Consider the following 16,302-nt stretch of genomic DNA (forward strand, 5'->3'; position numbering starts at 1 on the left):
AGCATTGCGCTGCACCTTCAACAAAACGGAGTTTTCACATGTCGGTTACGACTAACTCAATTCAGGTTCATGTCCTGCCCAACAAGGCCACCATCCATCTCCACGAGGCAGATCGCGAGCTGGTAGGCGTCCATGGCGTTGAGGTTGATGTCATGGATTACCCCTCCCAGCAGGCTACGGCGGCGCTGAATGCCTTCAATGCGAATGTCACCCTGAACCGAGCCGAACATTTCACCCTGATGGTGTTCGATCCCAAGAAACAGAGCTGGCTGACGCCCCCTGAGGGCCATCAGGCATTCCCAAGCGACGGCGATTACAGTGGCATGCTGGATGTCCCTCTGCTTCCCCTCGGGTGCGTTCTCAAAGCCGAGAAGGACGTTGCTTATGAAGATGGCGATGGCCAGCCGATTATGGCCGGATCGAAGTGGAAGGTCCTCGCGGCTGATCGGGCGACCGTGCGGCTGGTGTGTGAGGATACTGAGGCGGAAATCTTCATGCCCGTCTGCCAGCTTCATGAGGGCCTGGTGATCAACACTGGCTACGATGAAGACGCGCATCTGAGCGCCGATCAGCTTGACGATAAGTACAACCCCGAAGGCGCCGGTGAGCATCCGATGTTCACTCGCCAAATGTGGCGCGAGGCGGTGGCCAATGAGGACACGATCTGCGGCTATTGGTCGTGGTTGGTGAGCGAAATCGCGCAGGCACACTGGAAGTAGCGGCCTTGATCGCCGCATAGCGGCCTGTTGTTGAAGCTGAGGGCGGTGGTGATTCAGCCGAACCACTTCAAAATGAAGCCTGGGACTGACCGCTACGCTTTCCAGAATCCCGCAGGAGACGCCTCGCAAGGTCGTTCTGCGGGTGTGGCGTGTAGTCCTAGCCCTCAGCGTCCGAAAGGAGCACCAGCGAGCCCATAGGGGCCGTAACCTGAAGATTGCCCGTCATGCCCGGCTGTTCGTGCCGGCAAAACCATTTTGGCATCAGCCCCACGCCAACACCCCAGCGTTAGCACGAGATCGCTCAAGCCCCACCAGAGCATGAGTCGGCCCTACAACTTCAGGACGCGAGAAACAGTACCCCTGAAACCACGCAGTATTCCTAACCGGATGCAGCAGGTGGTCGATATCTTGTACCGACTCGACCTTCTCCATGATCAGGTGCGTCTTGTTGGCATAGCAGTGCCGGATTGCTGCATCAACCCAGTTCAGATTTTCCGTGGTCTGGATTGCCGGGAGATCGATCTTGCAGAAGTCCCAATCGAACGCCTCCAGGCGCTCTTGATTGGCGTGTTCCTGCCCGAAATCATCAATGGCTACCTTGGCTCCGGTGCTCTTGATCGCACGCAGCCGCCTCACAAGCTCAGCGCCACGCATACCGGAACTCTCTGGAATTTCGATCACCAGACGATTACGGACTTCTGGATCAAGCGCCATCAGTTTCGATTGGAACAGGTTGAAGAATGTACGAATGTCGAGTGTTGCAGCCGATATGTTCATGAACACGAGCAGCGGTGAATGGAGCTGCGCCGTGCTGGCCTGCAGCATGTCCAGCACCTCAATGTCGAGCGCGAACCATGAAGCCATCGACTTGCCGGCCATGAAGCGAGGTGGGCTTAGCACGGTGTCGCCAAGCTGCAGGCGCGCCAGAACCTCGGTTGCGACGGCGGCTCCGTCGCTGCTGTGAATGGTTTGCTGGGCAATCTTGAGCATGTGGCCCTCGGATCGTTGAGGTTTCGGTTATCTGCAATTCCCAGCCAGGCGGAAGCCTGCTTGTTCGGCCTGTGCAGCGGTCTGGAAGGTAACGCGGTTGTGCTCGCGCACTAGGTCATAACTGGGGCAACCAGTCGGCAGGTGATAGACGCGGCTATTGCGGTTGCCTATAACGCTGCCTCCCGTGGCGCCCGTCATTTGTGAGTGCTGCGGAATGGAGCGGGAATTCTTCCCCTGGAAGGGATGAGTGGCCACGCCCGGTGACGCAAGTCCGTCGCCACTCGGATGCTGTCCCACCGTCCAGGTGCGCTCGCCGGTGACATAGGGATTGCTGTGCCCCATCACCTTCGTAATTCGCCGGTCGCGTTCGAGTTCCCAGTCGCTGGGTGGGTACATGCGATCCCAGGCGGTAAAAAGCTGCTGCTGCTGCCGGGACATCCTCAAGCCGTACCAGTCGTGCATGTAGAGCTGCACGCGGGCCACGAGTCCTTTGGCTTCGTCGCGAGGCTCGGCTGCACGCTGGTTGAAATCCACGCGGGTCGCGCATGCGCCGTACTGATAGGGGGTTTTGGAGAGCTGTGCGTAGTTGTAATGGGATCGGTCAGCGTTGACCTCACCGACGACTACGGTGAGGTTGTGTGCATCGGCCTCCATGGCGCGGAACACAGGATCGGTCGCCACGCAGTTCTTCCGCCCGCCGTTCTGCCAGCATTGGCGCTGGTGACCAAACGACCAGGCCGGCGTTATGTGCTCGTACTCGATCCGCGCCGCACGCTCAGGTAACGCTCGAACCTCATATCCGCAAGACCGGGGGTCGATGCGTCCACCCGTGCGACCAACCCAGCGCCATGTGCAGCCGCAGTAGGTGTCACCCTGAAGGTTACGGTCGAAGTAGACGCGCTCGCGTAGCTCAACTTTCGCTTGGTCGAACGTCGCCGGTGCGGCAGTGCACACCAGTGAGATGGCAGCCGGAAAAGCAGCGAGAATGAGGGCAGTGGTTTTCATGGAGCACGGCGTGGGTAGTTTCACGCCATGCTATAGATCGAAACCCGGAAATTGGGCTGCTATCTGACACGATTGTTGTCAGTTTCAGACTTCCGTGCTTCCTACCCATTCGCCGGCTATGAAAGCATCTGCACCATCCTGGGTGCGGTCTTTCAGTAGGCCGGCTATGGCAAGCAACGCCTCATGTGTCCAGCCAGATGCTGGAGCCGGCTCAGCATGAATCCGCGTTCCCTGCAGATCGCAGATCTCCAAGGGGCCGTTGGCGATGGCCACTAGAATGTCAGGCTCGCCAGCATTCACATCAGTAACAAAGCAGATCATTTTTCCCTCGCTGCTGCATGTCGACATTCGTCTCTCATACGCTGATACCGAAGCAGTTTGAGGGCTTGGCGCTCCTTCTCCACAAGCACTTTATGCTCGATGGCGCGAAGCATGGCCCAGGTATTGCGTGGAAGCTTCGGCGGCTTTCCGTCAACGTAGGGAGGATAAGCGCCATCCTCTACGCACGGATGCGTCCAGTCCAACGCATTGGCTTGCAGCTCTTCCCGAACAATCCGAACGGCGTGCGACCACGCGATATCGCCATCCCCTTCCCCGCCGTCTGGGCCATAGTCTGTCCAGCAGAAGAACGGCGTGCGCTTGGGTGTCAGCATGTCGCCCATGCGCAATGAGCCTTGCCGGTGACGGAACCGTGAGCGGTGGGATGGTTTTCGACTTGCCCGCTTTGGTGTGTGGTACGCCGCGCACGGCCCGTCCAGATCGATGCTGTAGCCGAGCGCTTTCGCGTGGACCGCTACACGCTTGCTTAGCTTCTTCAAGATGCGCGGATTCATGCGTCAGCTCCCTTGGTATCCTCGTTCGGTTCTGATGGAAGCGGCATCCAGAACGCTACCTGCGCCTGGTAGTCAGCGCCGTATCCACCGTCGATATAATCGCCGTTGTTCAGGCAGAACCATTTCCCGTCGCGGTACAGCCCCTCAAACCCACACGCTGCATGCTGACCTTCGTATGTGCCGTAGCACCAGACCGTGCCAGCGTCACGCTCAGGCAGACGATCAGCGACGCTGATCCATCCCCCTGCGTCCCGATGGAATGCGTGGTTCTGCTCAGGCAGGGTGTCCGTGGGCTCAATTACCTCTTCTGGCGCTTGCTTAGCGAGAAGGTCTGCGTAGGCATTCAGCAGCCGCTCTACCCCGCTGCCACCGAATGGCCCAAAGATATCGATGCACGCGTTCCAGGTATCTGGATCGAAGCCGTGCCCCTCGCACAGATACTCCCAGTCTCCGACCTCGTTGCGGCGCACCTGAATGCCATCAATCTCGAACTCACCCTGGTCCTGCCGCGCCTTAGACGATGGAGCCTCGGCCCACTCTGTGCCTGGATGTTCGTAGGCCCACGGCCCGCTGTATGTCGAGAACGGAGAGCAGCATTCACGCCGGAAACAGCGCTGCTCGCAACGATGATGGCATTTCCCGCCGTCAAGACAGGTTTCGCCCAGCAGCTCGGTTGGTTGTTGTGTGCCTTGTGTGGTCATGCTGCAGCCCCTTGAGTTGTAGGTACGCATAGCGTCTCACCTGCTCGAAAGAACCCAAGTGCTCTCTCGGTCGCCGTACTTCGTCAGCGCCGGGATCACCTCATTCGCGCTTACGGTTACGGCTGCGAGCGCCACAGGCATCTACCCATCCAGGATGTGGATGACGAGCGCTTGGCTCGCGGTAGGCGCTGGCGGCCACGCTTGGGATTCATCCAGATCGCGAGATGCTGGATGAACAAAGCAACAGGAGCTGCCGAATGTCATCCCCAGCCGTCGCCACAACCCCCGAAGTCGAAAACATGCTCGCTCGTAACGCTGTCGTTGCCATCGGCGTAAGTGGTGGCAAAGACTCAGACGCCTGCGCAATCGCCACAAGCGAATATCTGGACCGTATCGGTCACACCGGGGCGCGCCTACTGATCCACGCAGACCTTGGATCGGTGGAGTGGCGGCAGAGCCTGCCCAAGTGCCACGCGCTGGGCGAACGACTGGGCTGGGAGGTGGTGGTTGTAGAGCGTAAAGCCGGAGGGATGATGGAACGCTGGCAGACTCGCTGGAACAACAACGTTGAGCGCTATAAAAACCTCTCGTGCGCGAAGCTGATTCTGCCCTGGAGCACTCCAAGCATGCGTTTCTGCACCTCAGAGCTGAAGAGCGCTGTGATTGCCAGCTATCTCAAGAAGCGTTTCAAAGGCCAGGAAATTCTCAACGTCACCGGAATTCGCCGGGAAGAAAGCGCCGGTCGCCGCAAAGCGGACGTTGCCAAGGCAGATCCACGCCTTGCTCAGCGCGGCGCCCAAGGTTTCACCTGGAATCCGGTGATCGAGTGGAAGATCGATGAGGTGAAGGCTGCGATTGCGCGGCGAGGCCTGGAGCTTCATGAGGCCTATACCCGGTACGGGATGACACGGGTTTCCTGCGCATTTTGCATCATGTCCTCAGCGGCAGATCTGAAGGCCTCCACCACCTGCATCGACAACCAGGATATCTACCGCACGATGGTCGAGCTTGAGACCAGCTCAACATTCGCATTCCAGTCTAACAACTGGCTGGGCGATGTCGCTCCACACCTGCTGGGCAGCGAGCTTGCAGATCGGTTTCAAGCTGCAAAGCGGGCGGCACAACTGCGCGAGATTGCAGAGAAAAAAATCCCCCTCGGATTGGAGTACCAAAAGGGCTGGCCCACTCGCCTGCCGACGATGGACGAGGCGAAGCGGCTGGCTGAGGTTCGGCATACGGTTGCAGGACTCGTAGGGGTAGAAGCGGGCTACCTTGATCCGGTAGCGATCCTTGAGCGCTACGATGAGCTGCTGCGGGCACGTATCGACGCCACCCCTGCTGTGCCGGTCCATCTGGCGTTCGACTCCGGTCAGGCCAACAGCTGGGGGCAGCAGGCGGCGTTCGGCTTCTGAGGCGGGCACTTGGGTTTCTGCAGGATGGAGTGATGCTGAACGCGTCCAAACCATTGCGCAGAGGTACGCAGCATGTTCAAGCCCAACTCTCGTGTTATCTGGAGCAGCACTGATTCAGATGGGCCGGGGCCGGTGGTGGCCACGGTAGTTGGTCCTCTGAGTCCAGCTGAATACGACCGAGAAGAGGTCGGGCCGATGTTCACGATCAGCTTGCCGAACGGAACCACGGAAACCGCGTTCGCGGATGAGCTTTCGGCGGCGGATGCGGCGCCCGATTTTGCCGTGATGAACCGAGCCGAATTGTCAGCCTGGTATGAGGAGAATGTCGGCTACGATCTCGGTCAGGATGATCCAGCGATGACGCTTGAGAGCTATCGCCAGCAGTGCGGTGAAATGTTTGCCCTACACGCGCTGGCCGATGAGAGTTTCTGAGGGATCAGGGATGCTGTAGCCTTCGCTCACGGCCATAGCGTCCAGCCCATTCCAGTTCGAGCGGCCAATACCCGGATGATTACTTGGACCTTCTTTTTCGTATCGGTGATCGCGGCCTGTGTTCACCGCTATAGCGGCAATCATCAGAAATGCACGATCACATTCCTACTGCTGGGGAGCGTAACGCTTTGGATGCGGGAGGATTGGGAGCAGATGCCTCATATCTTCAGCGCCGACACCCAACTGGTGATCTGGACGGTGTTGCAAGCCATTTTCGCTGGCATTGCCTTCTATGTCCGGGACATTCCCGTTGAGGACTCACACAAGGTCTAGTGCCGCCTCGTGAGTGCCGTGATAGCAGCGCTTACACATGCCGCTGCCGTCAGACGTTCTTACCCACCTACTGCGTCATGCATATTCACCGCGCATCAGGCCGTCATCGTCTGGGGCGCACGCACCGTCGCCGCCATCGAACACACCGTCAAGCGAAGCCAGTACCAGCGCGCCGCGCGGGTGGTCATCCTTGCGAAGTGAGCCCGAGCCCGAGCCGCCAAACACGCACAACCCCAGCGCCTGCGCCTGCTTGGCGTAGCGCGACAGGCCGCGCGTAATCCTGGCCACCTCGGCGGGGTCGAGGCCTGCAGCTTGGCATTCTGCGTCGTTCACATACATGGGGGCGGGTTCCTTTTCAACTCGCCATTATTCGATAGGCTTCAGTGTGCTGCGCTTCGATATCGAGCAGTGCTTGCGTGCCCTCTTCACTGAGCCCTGATTCAGCCTGGTGGGCAAGCGACAGTAGCGCGTTCAGCGAGTTGTAATGCCCCAGGTATTCCAGCCATGCGTCCTCGCCTTTGGCGGCTTTGATGCCGGCCGCTTTCTGGCCGTAGTAAACCAGCACAACGGCCAGTTCCCGTTTAGCGTTGGCGATAATGGTCTGTTCTAGTTGCGTCATGTAGAGGTTCCTTTCAGTTGGTGGCGGCTTGACGCTGCTTGCGCGCTGCGACCTTGGCCCATGCTTCGTCAGCGTCTTCGGTGTGGCCGCAATGCACACACTGGTAGCCGCTGCCGTCGCCGGCTTCGGCGTCGTGAAACTCCATCGGCGTGAAGTGACACATCGGCGCCGGGCCGGTGAAGTGCTCGCGCATGGCCTCGTCGTAACCGGCCATGATCTGCATAAAGCGGGCTTCGTCTTCAGGGCTTATGGGCTGCTCGATCATGGAGGGGATTCCTTTCTATTGGGCTGAGGCTATGCGGTGACGCTGCCGATCCTGATCTTGGGTGGGGCATTGAGTCGGGATCGCAGCTACTGACGCTCATTGTCGGATTCTGATTTCGACCGGCGCTTATCCTGCAGCGATACCAGGAAAGTAACGCCCAGCACCGCTATTGCTGCGATAAGAGGAGACAGCCCCACAAGAATCATCTTCATCACTTCCCAAGCGGGAAACATGAAAAATGAGGCGACCACCGCGCAACTGATCCAAATCAGAAGCACGGCTATGGCCTTGAGGATGGAATGGGCGTCCAGGCTGAGCAATTCGTTTCCCCTACGATCATAGATGCGAGCATTTCAGTGCTGGCCACAGAAGCCAATGGCTCGCGCAGTATCTTATCTGGGTAAAAGCCCCTGCGGGATAGCGAGGTTGATGCATTTGCAGGCTCTCACGCCTCGCGGGAAACCCAAGCGGTCGCAGAACAATTTTGCTCAGCCGGCGACACAAGCATCCTTATCGGCGGGCCGCTGGTGGAAAGTCCGGGATCTGGAGCCCTCTGGGGTCACGGAAAGCATTCCAGCTCCACCAGGCAGTCGGGCCGTATTCGCTGTTGTAATGGTTCACCTTGTCCGCCTTGCGCTGAAGGTACTCCGGCGTGCCCATTCCAAACACCTCCATCGGGAATTTTGCGTCAACATCGAGCAGCCAGAAATCGGGGAAGACGCAATCCTCGTCGGCGTCAAACCGCATTGGCTTCTCAAATGCCCGACCTTCGGCGCGCAGCTTCGACTCGATAACGGCCTCGAACCCAGAATCGAGTGGAATCCACTGCTCAGAGAGGTGCATCAGGGCAATGTCCAGGATCTTGCCATAGGCGCTCTTGGCACCGGCTTTCATCTCGACGTGGGCGATAGCCATGACGGTATCGCCTCGCATCCAAGCGGATAATTCCTGCCGGAAACTCTGGTGCACCCGGCCCCACTGCCCTTTCTGCAGGTACAGGGTCGGCATTCCAAACGGCCAGCTCAGCGGCAATTTTTCAAGCCCATCACCGTGTTTCTGGGCGTCGTACCGAGCAAGCGGCGCGACCACAACCAGGCGCCTTTTTCGTTCCAGCGCTTGTGCGGCTACCCGTTGGTTGGCCAGTGCGCCTTTTCCATCCTTGCGCGCAGGCACCAGCAGAACATCAGCGATGGTCAGCCTGTCCGTTGCGACGCGTTCAGCTGCTCGGCGAAGGGCACTGCCCACTACCAATGCGTTGCGCTTGCCTGCCATCGCCGGGTACCACGTATTCAGCCGTGATTCCTGCCATAGCAGATGCAGAAGGCCCAGCAGAGTCATCGCAGGTTTGCGAGCACCGGGGCGGGAAGGAGCAGGCTCGCTGTCATCAGCCGCTTCCCTGGCCGGGAGAATCCTGATGCCGCGTGCAAGCCTGATCCGCAGCTGTCCATCATCCCCCTCCTCCACCACGCCCTTGTCGTAACCCTGCATCCCGGAATGCTCGGGGGCAGGCGCATAGAACCGGCATTCGTTGGCGTGTTCGTACCCGGTCAGAGGGAATCGCGCCAGGTGGTAGGTGCCCGCCCGAGGCTTGATTGCCAGCTTTCGGTCACCCCTTCCAGGACAACAGCAGGTACCGTGTGAATGACCGTAGTGTTGAGCCAACACGCGCTGCCAATGCGCGGCGAAGCGTTCTGCAGTCTGGAATTCCTTTGAGGGGATGTAAGCCGGAACCCCAGAAATTTCCGTCACCCTAGTTGGGTGGGCTCAACACTCGTGTCACCAGCTACCTTCTGGAGAATCGAGCTCGGCCATCCCTCCCTGGACGGGCATCGCTCGACGATGTTCAACGGCTCCCTCACGGGGCCGTCGTTTTGTGGGGGCTATTCCATCCACAAGTCGTCGAGGTTCTTGAAGTTCCAGAGCGTCGGGTCTTCGGGGCCAGTGATACTGTCCTTGCAACTCGTGGCCGCCAGGTCGATGGTCTGCATCGGGATCGGCTCTCTCGAGCGTAGCGAGAAGAACACGCGAACCTTGGGAGTCAGCAGTGATTCCATTCCCGGCTCAACGACAACGGCCAGACGCTGAGAGGACAGGCGAACCAAGGAGCCGACGGGGTAGATGCCCACGGCCTTGACGAAGGCGTGGAAGATGCGTTTGTCGAAATGGCCCTCCCACTTGGCCATCTGCCGCATCGCCGCGGACGGGTCCCACGGCTTTTTGTAGGCTCGCTCCGACGTCACGGCATCATAGACGTCGCAGATTGCGCCCATGCGGGCCAGGAGTGAAATGGCGTCACCGGCCAAGCGATCCGGGTAGCCGGTTCCGTCGATCTTCTCGTGATGGTGCAGGGCAATGTCCACCACCCCGGGCTCGGCCCCGCCTGCGCGCAGCATCTTTGCGCCCTCCACAGGGTGGCGCTTCATGATGGCGAACTCGGCATCGGTGAGCTTGCCTGGTTTGTTAAGCACTTCCAGCGGCATCGCGGCCTTGCCTAGGTCGTGCATCAGTCCGCCGATGCCAGCCAGGCGCGTTTGCTCCTCGTCTAGATCGAGATGCCGGGCCAGCGATAGCATCAGGGCGCAGACGGCAACCGAGTGCAGGTAGGTGTAATCGTCGTGCGTTTTGATGCGTGCGACGCTGATGAGGGCATGAGGTTGGCGCAGCACCGAGGCAGCGATTTCTCCGACCAGCGGCAACGTCGTGCTTGGGTCGACGGCCTTGCCAAGCCGGGCTTCCTGGAACATGTCCATGACTTGGGACTTGGCCGCAAGACAGAGTTTCCGTGCATAACACATTTCGCTCTCCATTGAGGTTGCGCCGTCACTTTTCTTGCTTAGTGGACTAGACGGCAGAGATTGCTCCTCCGACAATTCTCTGGGCTCTGGGCTCTGGGCTCTGGGCTCTCTGGGCTCTCTGGGCTCTCTGGGCTCTCTGGGCTCTCTGGGCTCTCTGGGTCGACTTGGCTTTTGGCCAAGTCGACCCAGACCTCCCCGACGCCACATTCTCGAATGGCAGAGAGATCCTGAGGCTCGGTCAGCAGGAAGCTGCCGCGCCAGAATGGGTGTCGAACCCAAGAGCCGGCGAGCTTGTGGATGTACATGCCGAGACGAAGCTCGGATACGGGAATGCGTTTTACCAACTTATTTTCCTTTCTGAGTTGGGTGGTTAGGCGTGCGCCGAGGCTGGCACCCAGCGGTAGAGCGGAGGTAAGGTCACGCCAAGATTCTTGGATCAGCCGGAACCGCCGAAATTTCCGTCAGCCGATCAACATGGCTTTGTCTCGCGCTCGGTCGATGCGTTCCTGCATCGCCTGCATGACTTCTTCGTGGGTGTACGACTTGGCGTTGGGGTCGTCGGCCTCTCGGAGAGCTTCCTCGACCTCGCGGGTCATCCGCGCATATTCTTCCGGCCACAGCGCTTGCTCCATGCGCAGCGACGCCTGCCCAAGCAGGTGCAGCAGGCCGAACAGCCGCATGTCATTGGTGGCGACGACGTGCTCTCGAATCCGCTCCTGGATCACCTCGCAGGCCCGATGCGCCTCTGGCGTCGCCGTGCCCTCGTAGCCGGCTGGGAGTTCTGCTTCTTCAGCGATTCGCGCCCAAGCGATAGCCAGCGCCTCGATGGTGGACAGGTTCATTTGCTCATCCACTTGCGCAGCAGACGCTTTTTCAGGGAGGCGCGCTCTTGCGGATTGCGTCCCTTGTGGTTGGCAATGCGATCCGCCGTGGCGGCCTGGCGCTTGATGGGCCAGTAGGAGCGGCCATCCTTACCCATCGACCAGACGTTGCTGACCTGGTTTTCCAGTAGAGGCAGATGGGCGCATAGAGCTTCCGGCGACGCGCTGGCCAGCGCGGTGCGCTCGTGGGTTCGCCAGCGCTGATGCCAGAGTTTCTTGTCCTCGCGCTCGCTACGGCAGGTCGTGTGCCCAACGATGGGCGTTTTGCGGCGGCTGCGGCTCATGATGTGGTTGTCTCCAAGAACATTCAGGACAGGCTTTCTGGGTAGAGCGCCGTCAACCGGGACAGGGTTTCTTGCACTTGTTCCAGCGAGGTCATCAGATGATCAACCTGATCCTGAAGATCCACGGCGAGATCAAATAGCTCAGCCACTCGGCTGCGTGATCCCTCGTTGAACGCGGCCATTGCCAGTTGATGCAGCTTCAACAGGTCGGTGCGCAGTTGCGGAGGTGCGCCGTCTGCGCTGTCATTCAAATCGCCGCGCAGCACGTCCACGGCATCGACTGCACGCAGCAGTGCCGTGGTATCGAAATTCTCGGGAGTCAGTTCGTCCCATTCGTCGTCGGTGATGCGGGCTGCCATCAGGAGAGCTCCGATTAAGCGGTTGCGAGCGTTAGATGCCCGATCGGCTCGGCTGCTGGCCGTACCTTGATTTCGATGTCGTAGCCGAGGCGATTCAGACAATCCATCAGCTTGCGTTCGGATAGATTGGTGAAGTCGCCGCGCATCATGCCCGACACCTTCGGTTGCGGGATGCCCATGCGTTTGGCCGCCGCTTGTTGAGTCAGCCCAAGGGCGCGCATGGCCCTCCTGATCTCGACCACCAGGCCGGTCTTGATCTTGAGCTTTTCAGCGTCAGGCAGTCCAAGGTCGGCAAAGACGTTGCCCGAGCTGCGCTGAACCTCGACGCCTTCAATGATTCGTTTTTGCATTTCGTAGCTCCTGTGCCAATACCTCGGCCACCTTCAGCCGAGCGCGGATGATGTCCATGTCGGCCTTTGGCGTGGCGATTCCGCTCTTGCTCTTCTTCTGGAAGCAGTGCAGGACGAACACCGCTTCCGCAAACTTGACCGTGTATACCGCTCGATAGGTGCCGCCGGCATCGTCTTCGACGACCTCCAGCACGCCGGCACCACCGAACCCCTTGAGCACCTTTGCTGCGTCATCCTGATCGCCTATCTGCGCCAACGAGAGCGCGTAACCGAAACGGCGACGCACGTCGGACGGCAACGCCATCAAATCCTTGTGGCTGCTCGCGATCCATTCGAGCGGTTTTTCTTTGTTTGTCATGACGGAATTTTATACCTGTTCAGGTAATGATGTAAACGCGGCAACCTCAAGGAGGTGTCGTAAAACATTTGTTTTGCGACAGGCTGTCAGCCGCCGCTGTGCTACCTGTGCAACACCCCCTCAAAAATGTACGGAAAACTCTATCGCTATTCACTATTATGCGGAAACCTGTTTTTGATGGTTATCCGCCTATGTTGGTTGGCTACATGCGCGTGTCGTCGGACTCCGACCGCCAGAGCACGGACTTGCAGCGCGACGCGCTGCTCGCCGCCGGCGTCGATCCGCGTCACCTGTTTGAGGATCGTGCCTCTGGCGCGAAGGATGACCGTGCCGGCTTGGCGCGGGCGCTTGAGTTCGTTCGAGCCGGCGATGTGCTGGTGGTGTGGAAACTCGACCGGCTCGGTCGCTCGCTGTCGCACCTGCTCGCCATTGTGACTTCGCTCAAGGACAAGCGGGTGGCGTTCCGCTCGCTGACAGAGAACCTGGACACTACGACGCCCTCGGGCGAATTCCTGTTCCAGGTGTTCGGTGCGCTCGCGCAGTACGAGCGCGCCTTGATTCAGGAGCGCGTCGTCGCGGGCTTGGCCGCCGCACGCAAACGCGGCCGGATCGGCGGCCGGCCGCAGGCGATCACTGGTGAGAAGCTGGACGCCATCGTCGCCGCGCTCGATGGCGGCATGTCTAAGGCGGCGGTGTGCCGCAACTTCAATGTCAAGCGCACTACGTTGATCGAAACATTGACGCGAGCAGGTTGGCGTGGTGCGGGAAGGACGGTCGATGAGCAACAAGAATAAGCTACTCACCGTCTTTTCTGACGCAGAGCAGGAAGCCTTGTACCGCCTACCGGACTTCGACGATGCTCAGCGGCTGGAATACCTGGCGTTGGCCGAATCTGAACTGGCGTTCGCCAGCAGCCGGCCTAGCCTGCAGGCCCAAGTCTATTGCGTCTTGCAGATCGGCTACTTCAAGGCCAAGCATGCTTTCTTCCGCTTCGATTGGCATGAGGTCGAGGACGATTGCGCCTTCGTGCTGAGTCGCTATTTCCACGGCGAAGCGTTCGAACGCAAGGCGATCACCAAGCATGAGCACTACAGCCAGAGGGGTCAGATCGCCGAACTGTTCGGCTACCGGTCGTGGGCGGCTAGCTTCCTGCCGCAACTGGCACAGCAGGCTGAACAGATCGTGCGGCGCGACGTAATGCCAGGATTCGTGGCCGCCGAACTGATCGTTTGGCTCAGCGAGCACAAAATCATCCGGCCCGGCCACACCACCTTACAAGAGCTGGTCAGTGAAGCCCTGTCCACCGAACGCAGGCGCTTGGGCGGCTTGCTGGCAGAAGTGTTGGACGAATCGGCCAAAGCTGCGCTGGGCCAGCTCCTGGTGCGTGACGACACCCTGTCTCAACTGGCAGCGCTCAAGCAGGACGCTAAAGATTTCGGCTGGCGTCAGATGGCAGGGGAGCGCGAGAAGCGCGCCACGCTGAAGTCCTTGCACGGGATCGCCAAGGCGCTGCTGCCCAAGCTCGGCATCTCGCAGCAGAACCTGCTGTACTACGCGAGCCTGGCGAACTTCTATACCGTCCATGACCTGCGCCACCTGAAGGCGGAGCAGACCCGGCTCTACCTGCTGTGCTATGCCTGGGTACGTTACCGGCAGCTCACCGACAACCTGGTCGACGCGATGGCCTTCCACATGAAAAAACTTGAGGACGAGAGCCGCACGGGTGCGAAACAGTCCTTTGTCGCCGAACAGCTGCGACGCCATCAGGAAACGCCGCAGGTTGGCCGCCTGCTGTCGCTGTACGTGGACGACAGCGTGGCCGATCCGACGCCGTTCGGCGAGGTGCGCCAACGCGCCTACAAAATCATGTCCAGGGAATTGCTGCAAAACACGGCGCAGCGCATGAGCGTCAAGCCACTGAACAAACTGGCGCTGCACTGGCAGGCGGTGGACGGCCTGGCCGAACGCATTCGACGCCATCTACGGCCGCTGTACGTCGCGCTCGACTTCGCCGGCACGGCCCCCGATAACCCATGGCTCGCGGCGCTGACTTGGGCCAAGAGCGTGTTCGCCAAGCAGCAGCGCCTATCACAACGGCCACTCGACGAATGTCCGGCGGCAACGCTGCCGAAACGCTTGCGTCCGTACCTGCTGATGTTCGATGCCGAAGGCACGCCGACAGGCCTGCATGCCGATCGTTACGAATTCTGGCTTTACCGTCAGGTCAGGAAACGCTTCCAGGCGGGCGAGCTCTACATTGACGACAGCTTGCAGCACCGGCATTTGTCCGACGAGTTGGTTTCGATGGACGAGAAAGCCGCCGTGCTCGCGCAGATGGACATCCCCTTCCTGCGGCAGCCGGTCAGTGCCCAGCTCGATGCACTGGCGGCCGAGTTGCGTGCGCAATGGGTGGCGTTCAATCGCGAGCTGAAACAGGGCAAGCTGACGCACCTGGAATACGACAAGGACACGCAGAGACTGACCTGGCGCAAGCCCAAGGGGGAGAACCAGAAGGCGCGCGAGCAAGCTCTCTACGAGCAACTGCCATACTGCGATGTCGCCGACGTGTTTCGCTTCGTCAACGGCCAGTGCCAGTTCCTGTCGGCGCTGACACCATTGCAGCCACGCTATGCGAAGAAGGTAGCCGACGCCGACAGTCTGATGGCGGTGATCATTGCCCAAGCCATGAACCACGGCAACCAGGTTATGGCACGTACCAGCGACATCCCGTACCACGTCCTGGAGAGTACCTACCAGCAGTACCTGCGCCAGGCGACGCTACATGTGGCCAACGATTGCATCAGCAACGCCATCGCCGCACTGCCGATCTTCCCGCATTACTCGTTCGACCTCGATTCGTTGTACGGTGCCGTTGATGGGCAGAAATTCGGCGTCGAGCGACCAACTGTGAAGGCGCGCTACTCGCGCAAATATTTCGGCCGCGGCAAGGGCGTCGTCGCCTACACGCTGCTGTGCAATCACGTGCCGTTGAACGGCTACCTGATAGGCGCACACGAGTACGAGGCTCACCACGTGTTCGACATCTGGTACCGCAACACGTCGGACATCGTGCCGAGCGCGATCACCGGCGACATGCACAGCATCAACAAGGCCAACTTCGCCATCCTGCACTGGTTCGGACTTCGTTTCGAGCCGCGCTTCACCGACCTCGACGACCAGTTGCAGGAGCTGTATTGCGCCGATGATCTGGCATTGTACGAGAAATGCCTGATCCGGCCGGCTGGCCAGATCGACCGGCAACTCATCGTCGGTGAGAAGGCGAACATCGACCGAATCGTCGCCACACTGGGCCTGAAGGAAATGACGCAGGGCACGCTGATCCGCAAGCTGTGCACCTATACGGCGCCGAACCCGACGCGGCGCGCAATCTTCGAGTTCGACAAGCTCATCCGCAGTATCTACACACTGCGCTACCTGCGCGACCCGCAACTGGAGCGTAATGTTCACCGCTCGCAGAACCGCATTGAGTCCTATCACCAGCTACGCTCGACCATCGCCCAAGTCGGTGGGAAGAAGGAATTGACCGGCCGCACCGACATCGAAATCGAGATCAGCAACCAGTGCGCCAGGCTGATCGGCAACGCGATCATCTTCTACAACTCGGCGATCCTGTCCCTGCTGCTGACGAAGTACGAGGCAGCTGGCAATGCCAAGGCGCTGGCGTTGATCACGCAGATGTCGCCAGCGGCCTGGCGGCACATCCTGCTGAACGGGCATTACACCTTCCAGACTGACGGCAAGTTCATCGACCTGGATGCGCTCGTGGCGGGACTGGAGCTGGGCTGACGGAAATTTCTGGGATTCCGGCGTACAACCCCTTATTGATCATGGCGCCCACCTTGGCGGGCTGTAGGATGGCCTGAAGCTTGGGATAGCGGCTGGCTCGACGAATTTCATCGAGTTGCATCCGCGAGGTCACCACCTCGAAACGCGCCGCCCGCCAGG

General features: G+C 59.8%; 22 protein-coding genes and 1 pseudogene. 5 read left to right on the forward strand and 18 right to left on the reverse strand.

Annotated features, from left to right (window positions below):
* The first annotated feature begins 38 nt into the window (after positions 1 to 38).
* A complete protein-coding gene (locus G7020_RS23910; RefSeq protein WP_219852770.1) occupies positions 39 to 719 on the forward strand; it encodes a hypothetical protein in 681 nt (226 codons plus the stop codon).
* 261 nt (positions 720 to 980) lie between these two features.
* Here G7020_RS23910 and G7020_RS19680 read toward each other — a convergent pair whose 3' ends face one another.
* The 5 genes from G7020_RS19680 to G7020_RS19700 all read right to left on the reverse strand — a co-directional run bounded on the left by G7020_RS19680 (position 981) and on the right by G7020_RS19700 (position 4,248).
* Positions 981 to 1,709 carry an EAL domain-containing protein gene (locus G7020_RS19680; RefSeq protein WP_181086715.1) on the reverse strand — a complete coding sequence of 243 codons (729 nt, stop codon included), beginning with the start codon at positions 1,707 to 1,709 and terminating at the stop codon, positions 981 to 983.
* A gap of 27 nt (positions 1,710 to 1,736) precedes the next feature.
* Positions 1,737 to 2,714 carry an endonuclease gene (locus G7020_RS19685; RefSeq protein WP_181086716.1) on the reverse strand — a complete coding sequence of 326 codons (978 nt, stop codon included), beginning with the start codon at positions 2,712 to 2,714 and terminating at the stop codon, positions 1,737 to 1,739.
* Between the two features lie 84 nt (positions 2,715 to 2,798).
* Positions 2,799 to 3,035, reverse strand: coding sequence for a hypothetical protein (locus G7020_RS19690; protein WP_181086717.1), 237 nt, complete (start codon positions 3,033 to 3,035; stop codon positions 2,799 to 2,801).
* Positions 3,032 to 3,547 (reverse strand): hypothetical protein, encoded by a 516-nt coding sequence (locus G7020_RS19695; RefSeq protein WP_181086718.1) that lies wholly within the window; start codon positions 3,545 to 3,547, stop codon positions 3,032 to 3,034. Before G7020_RS19695 ends, G7020_RS19690 begins: the two co-directional genes overlap by 4 nt.
* A complete protein-coding gene (locus G7020_RS19700; protein WP_138299256.1) occupies positions 3,544 to 4,248 on the reverse strand; it encodes a DUF551 domain-containing protein in 705 nt (234 codons plus the stop codon). The genes G7020_RS19695 and G7020_RS19700 overlap by 4 nt, the downstream gene beginning before the upstream one ends.
* Positions 4,249 to 4,505: 257 nt before the next feature.
* Here G7020_RS19700 and G7020_RS19705 point away from each other — a divergent pair, with 257 nt between their 5' ends.
* A complete protein-coding gene (locus G7020_RS19705) occupies positions 4,506 to 5,660 on the forward strand; it encodes a phosphoadenosine phosphosulfate reductase family protein (protein ID WP_181086719.1) in 1,155 nt (384 codons plus the stop codon).
* 72 nt (positions 5,661 to 5,732) lie between these two features.
* A complete protein-coding gene (locus tag G7020_RS19710) occupies positions 5,733 to 6,092 on the forward strand; it encodes a hypothetical protein (RefSeq protein WP_155268736.1) in 360 nt (119 codons plus the stop codon).
* Positions 6,093 to 6,500: 408 nt separating this feature from the next.
* Here G7020_RS19710 and G7020_RS19715 read toward each other — a convergent pair whose 3' ends face one another.
* From G7020_RS19715 to G7020_RS19770, 12 genes are all read right to left on the reverse strand, one after another.
* A complete protein-coding gene (locus G7020_RS19715) occupies positions 6,501 to 6,764 on the reverse strand; it encodes a hypothetical protein (protein ID WP_019405866.1) in 264 nt (87 codons plus the stop codon).
* Between the two features lie 16 nt (positions 6,765 to 6,780).
* On the reverse strand, positions 6,781 to 7,044 hold the full coding sequence (locus G7020_RS19720; protein ID WP_040138036.1) for a hypothetical protein: 264 nt from the start codon (positions 7,042 to 7,044) through the stop codon (positions 6,781 to 6,783).
* 13 nt (positions 7,045 to 7,057) lie between these two features.
* Positions 7,058 to 7,309, reverse strand: coding sequence for a hypothetical protein (locus G7020_RS19725; protein WP_019405868.1), 252 nt, complete (start codon positions 7,307 to 7,309; stop codon positions 7,058 to 7,060).
* Positions 7,310 to 7,395: 86 nt separating this feature from the next.
* Positions 7,396 to 7,629, reverse strand: a complete 234-nt coding sequence (locus G7020_RS19730) for a hypothetical protein (RefSeq protein WP_181086720.1) — start codon at positions 7,627 to 7,629, stop codon at positions 7,396 to 7,398.
* A 190-nt stretch (positions 7,630 to 7,819) separates the two neighbouring features.
* The gene (locus G7020_RS19735; protein ID WP_336509733.1) at positions 7,820 to 9,058 is read right to left on the reverse strand and encodes a DUF1173 family protein; all 1,239 of its coding nucleotides are present in this window, start codon (positions 9,056 to 9,058) and stop codon (positions 7,820 to 7,822) included.
* A 131-nt stretch (positions 9,059 to 9,189) separates the two neighbouring features.
* Positions 9,190 to 10,059 carry an HD-GYP domain-containing protein gene (locus G7020_RS19740; RefSeq protein ID WP_223198360.1) on the reverse strand — a complete coding sequence of 290 codons (870 nt, stop codon included), beginning with the start codon at positions 10,057 to 10,059 and terminating at the stop codon, positions 9,190 to 9,192.
* Between the two features lie 83 nt (positions 10,060 to 10,142).
* Positions 10,143 to 10,409: a DUF3391 domain-containing protein gene (locus tag G7020_RS24310; RefSeq protein ID WP_336509734.1), complete on the reverse strand. Its 267-nt coding sequence runs from the start codon at positions 10,407 to 10,409 to the stop codon at positions 10,143 to 10,145.
* 156 nt (positions 10,410 to 10,565) lie between these two features.
* Positions 10,566 to 10,946, reverse strand: a complete 381-nt coding sequence (locus tag G7020_RS19750) for a hypothetical protein (protein WP_001054412.1) — start codon at positions 10,944 to 10,946, stop codon at positions 10,566 to 10,568.
* Complete coding sequence (locus G7020_RS19755; protein ID WP_000091614.1) at positions 10,943 to 11,269, reverse strand: hypothetical protein; 327 nt, start codon at positions 11,267 to 11,269, stop codon at positions 10,943 to 10,945. The genes G7020_RS19750 and G7020_RS19755 overlap by 4 nt, the downstream gene beginning before the upstream one ends.
* A gap of 23 nt (positions 11,270 to 11,292) precedes the next feature.
* Positions 11,293 to 11,628 carry a hypothetical protein gene (locus G7020_RS19760; RefSeq protein ID WP_000741275.1) on the reverse strand — a complete coding sequence of 112 codons (336 nt, stop codon included), beginning with the start codon at positions 11,626 to 11,628 and terminating at the stop codon, positions 11,293 to 11,295.
* Between the two features lie 14 nt (positions 11,629 to 11,642).
* Positions 11,643 to 11,978, reverse strand: a complete 336-nt coding sequence (locus G7020_RS19765; RefSeq protein WP_001172026.1) for a helix-turn-helix domain-containing protein — start codon at positions 11,976 to 11,978, stop codon at positions 11,643 to 11,645.
* Complete coding sequence (locus G7020_RS19770) at positions 11,959 to 12,336, reverse strand: type II toxin-antitoxin system RelE/ParE family toxin (protein WP_003151133.1); 378 nt, start codon at positions 12,334 to 12,336, stop codon at positions 11,959 to 11,961. Before G7020_RS19770 ends, G7020_RS19765 begins: the two co-directional genes overlap by 20 nt.
* Positions 12,337 to 12,527: 191 nt before the next feature.
* On the opposite strand from G7020_RS19770, the gene G7020_RS19775 reads away from it, so the two are divergent.
* Positions 12,528 to 13,130: a recombinase family protein gene (locus tag G7020_RS19775; protein ID WP_010465829.1), complete on the forward strand. Its 603-nt coding sequence runs from the start codon at positions 12,528 to 12,530 to the stop codon at positions 13,128 to 13,130.
* Positions 13,114 to 16,143 (forward strand): Tn3 family transposase, encoded by a 3,030-nt coding sequence (locus G7020_RS19780; RefSeq protein ID WP_010465834.1) that lies wholly within the window; start codon positions 13,114 to 13,116, stop codon positions 16,141 to 16,143. Before G7020_RS19775 ends, G7020_RS19780 begins: the two co-directional genes overlap by 17 nt.
* A gap of 34 nt (positions 16,144 to 16,177) precedes the next feature.
* Here G7020_RS19780 and G7020_RS19785 read toward each other — a convergent pair.
* A pseudogene (locus G7020_RS19785) lies at positions 16,178 to 16,302 on the reverse strand (putative toxin-antitoxin system toxin component, PIN family); the annotation flags it as partial.

The organism is Stutzerimonas stutzeri, assembly GCF_013522825.1.
Taxonomy (GTDB): Bacteria; Pseudomonadota; Gammaproteobacteria; order Pseudomonadales; family Pseudomonadaceae; genus Stutzerimonas; species Stutzerimonas stutzeri_AK.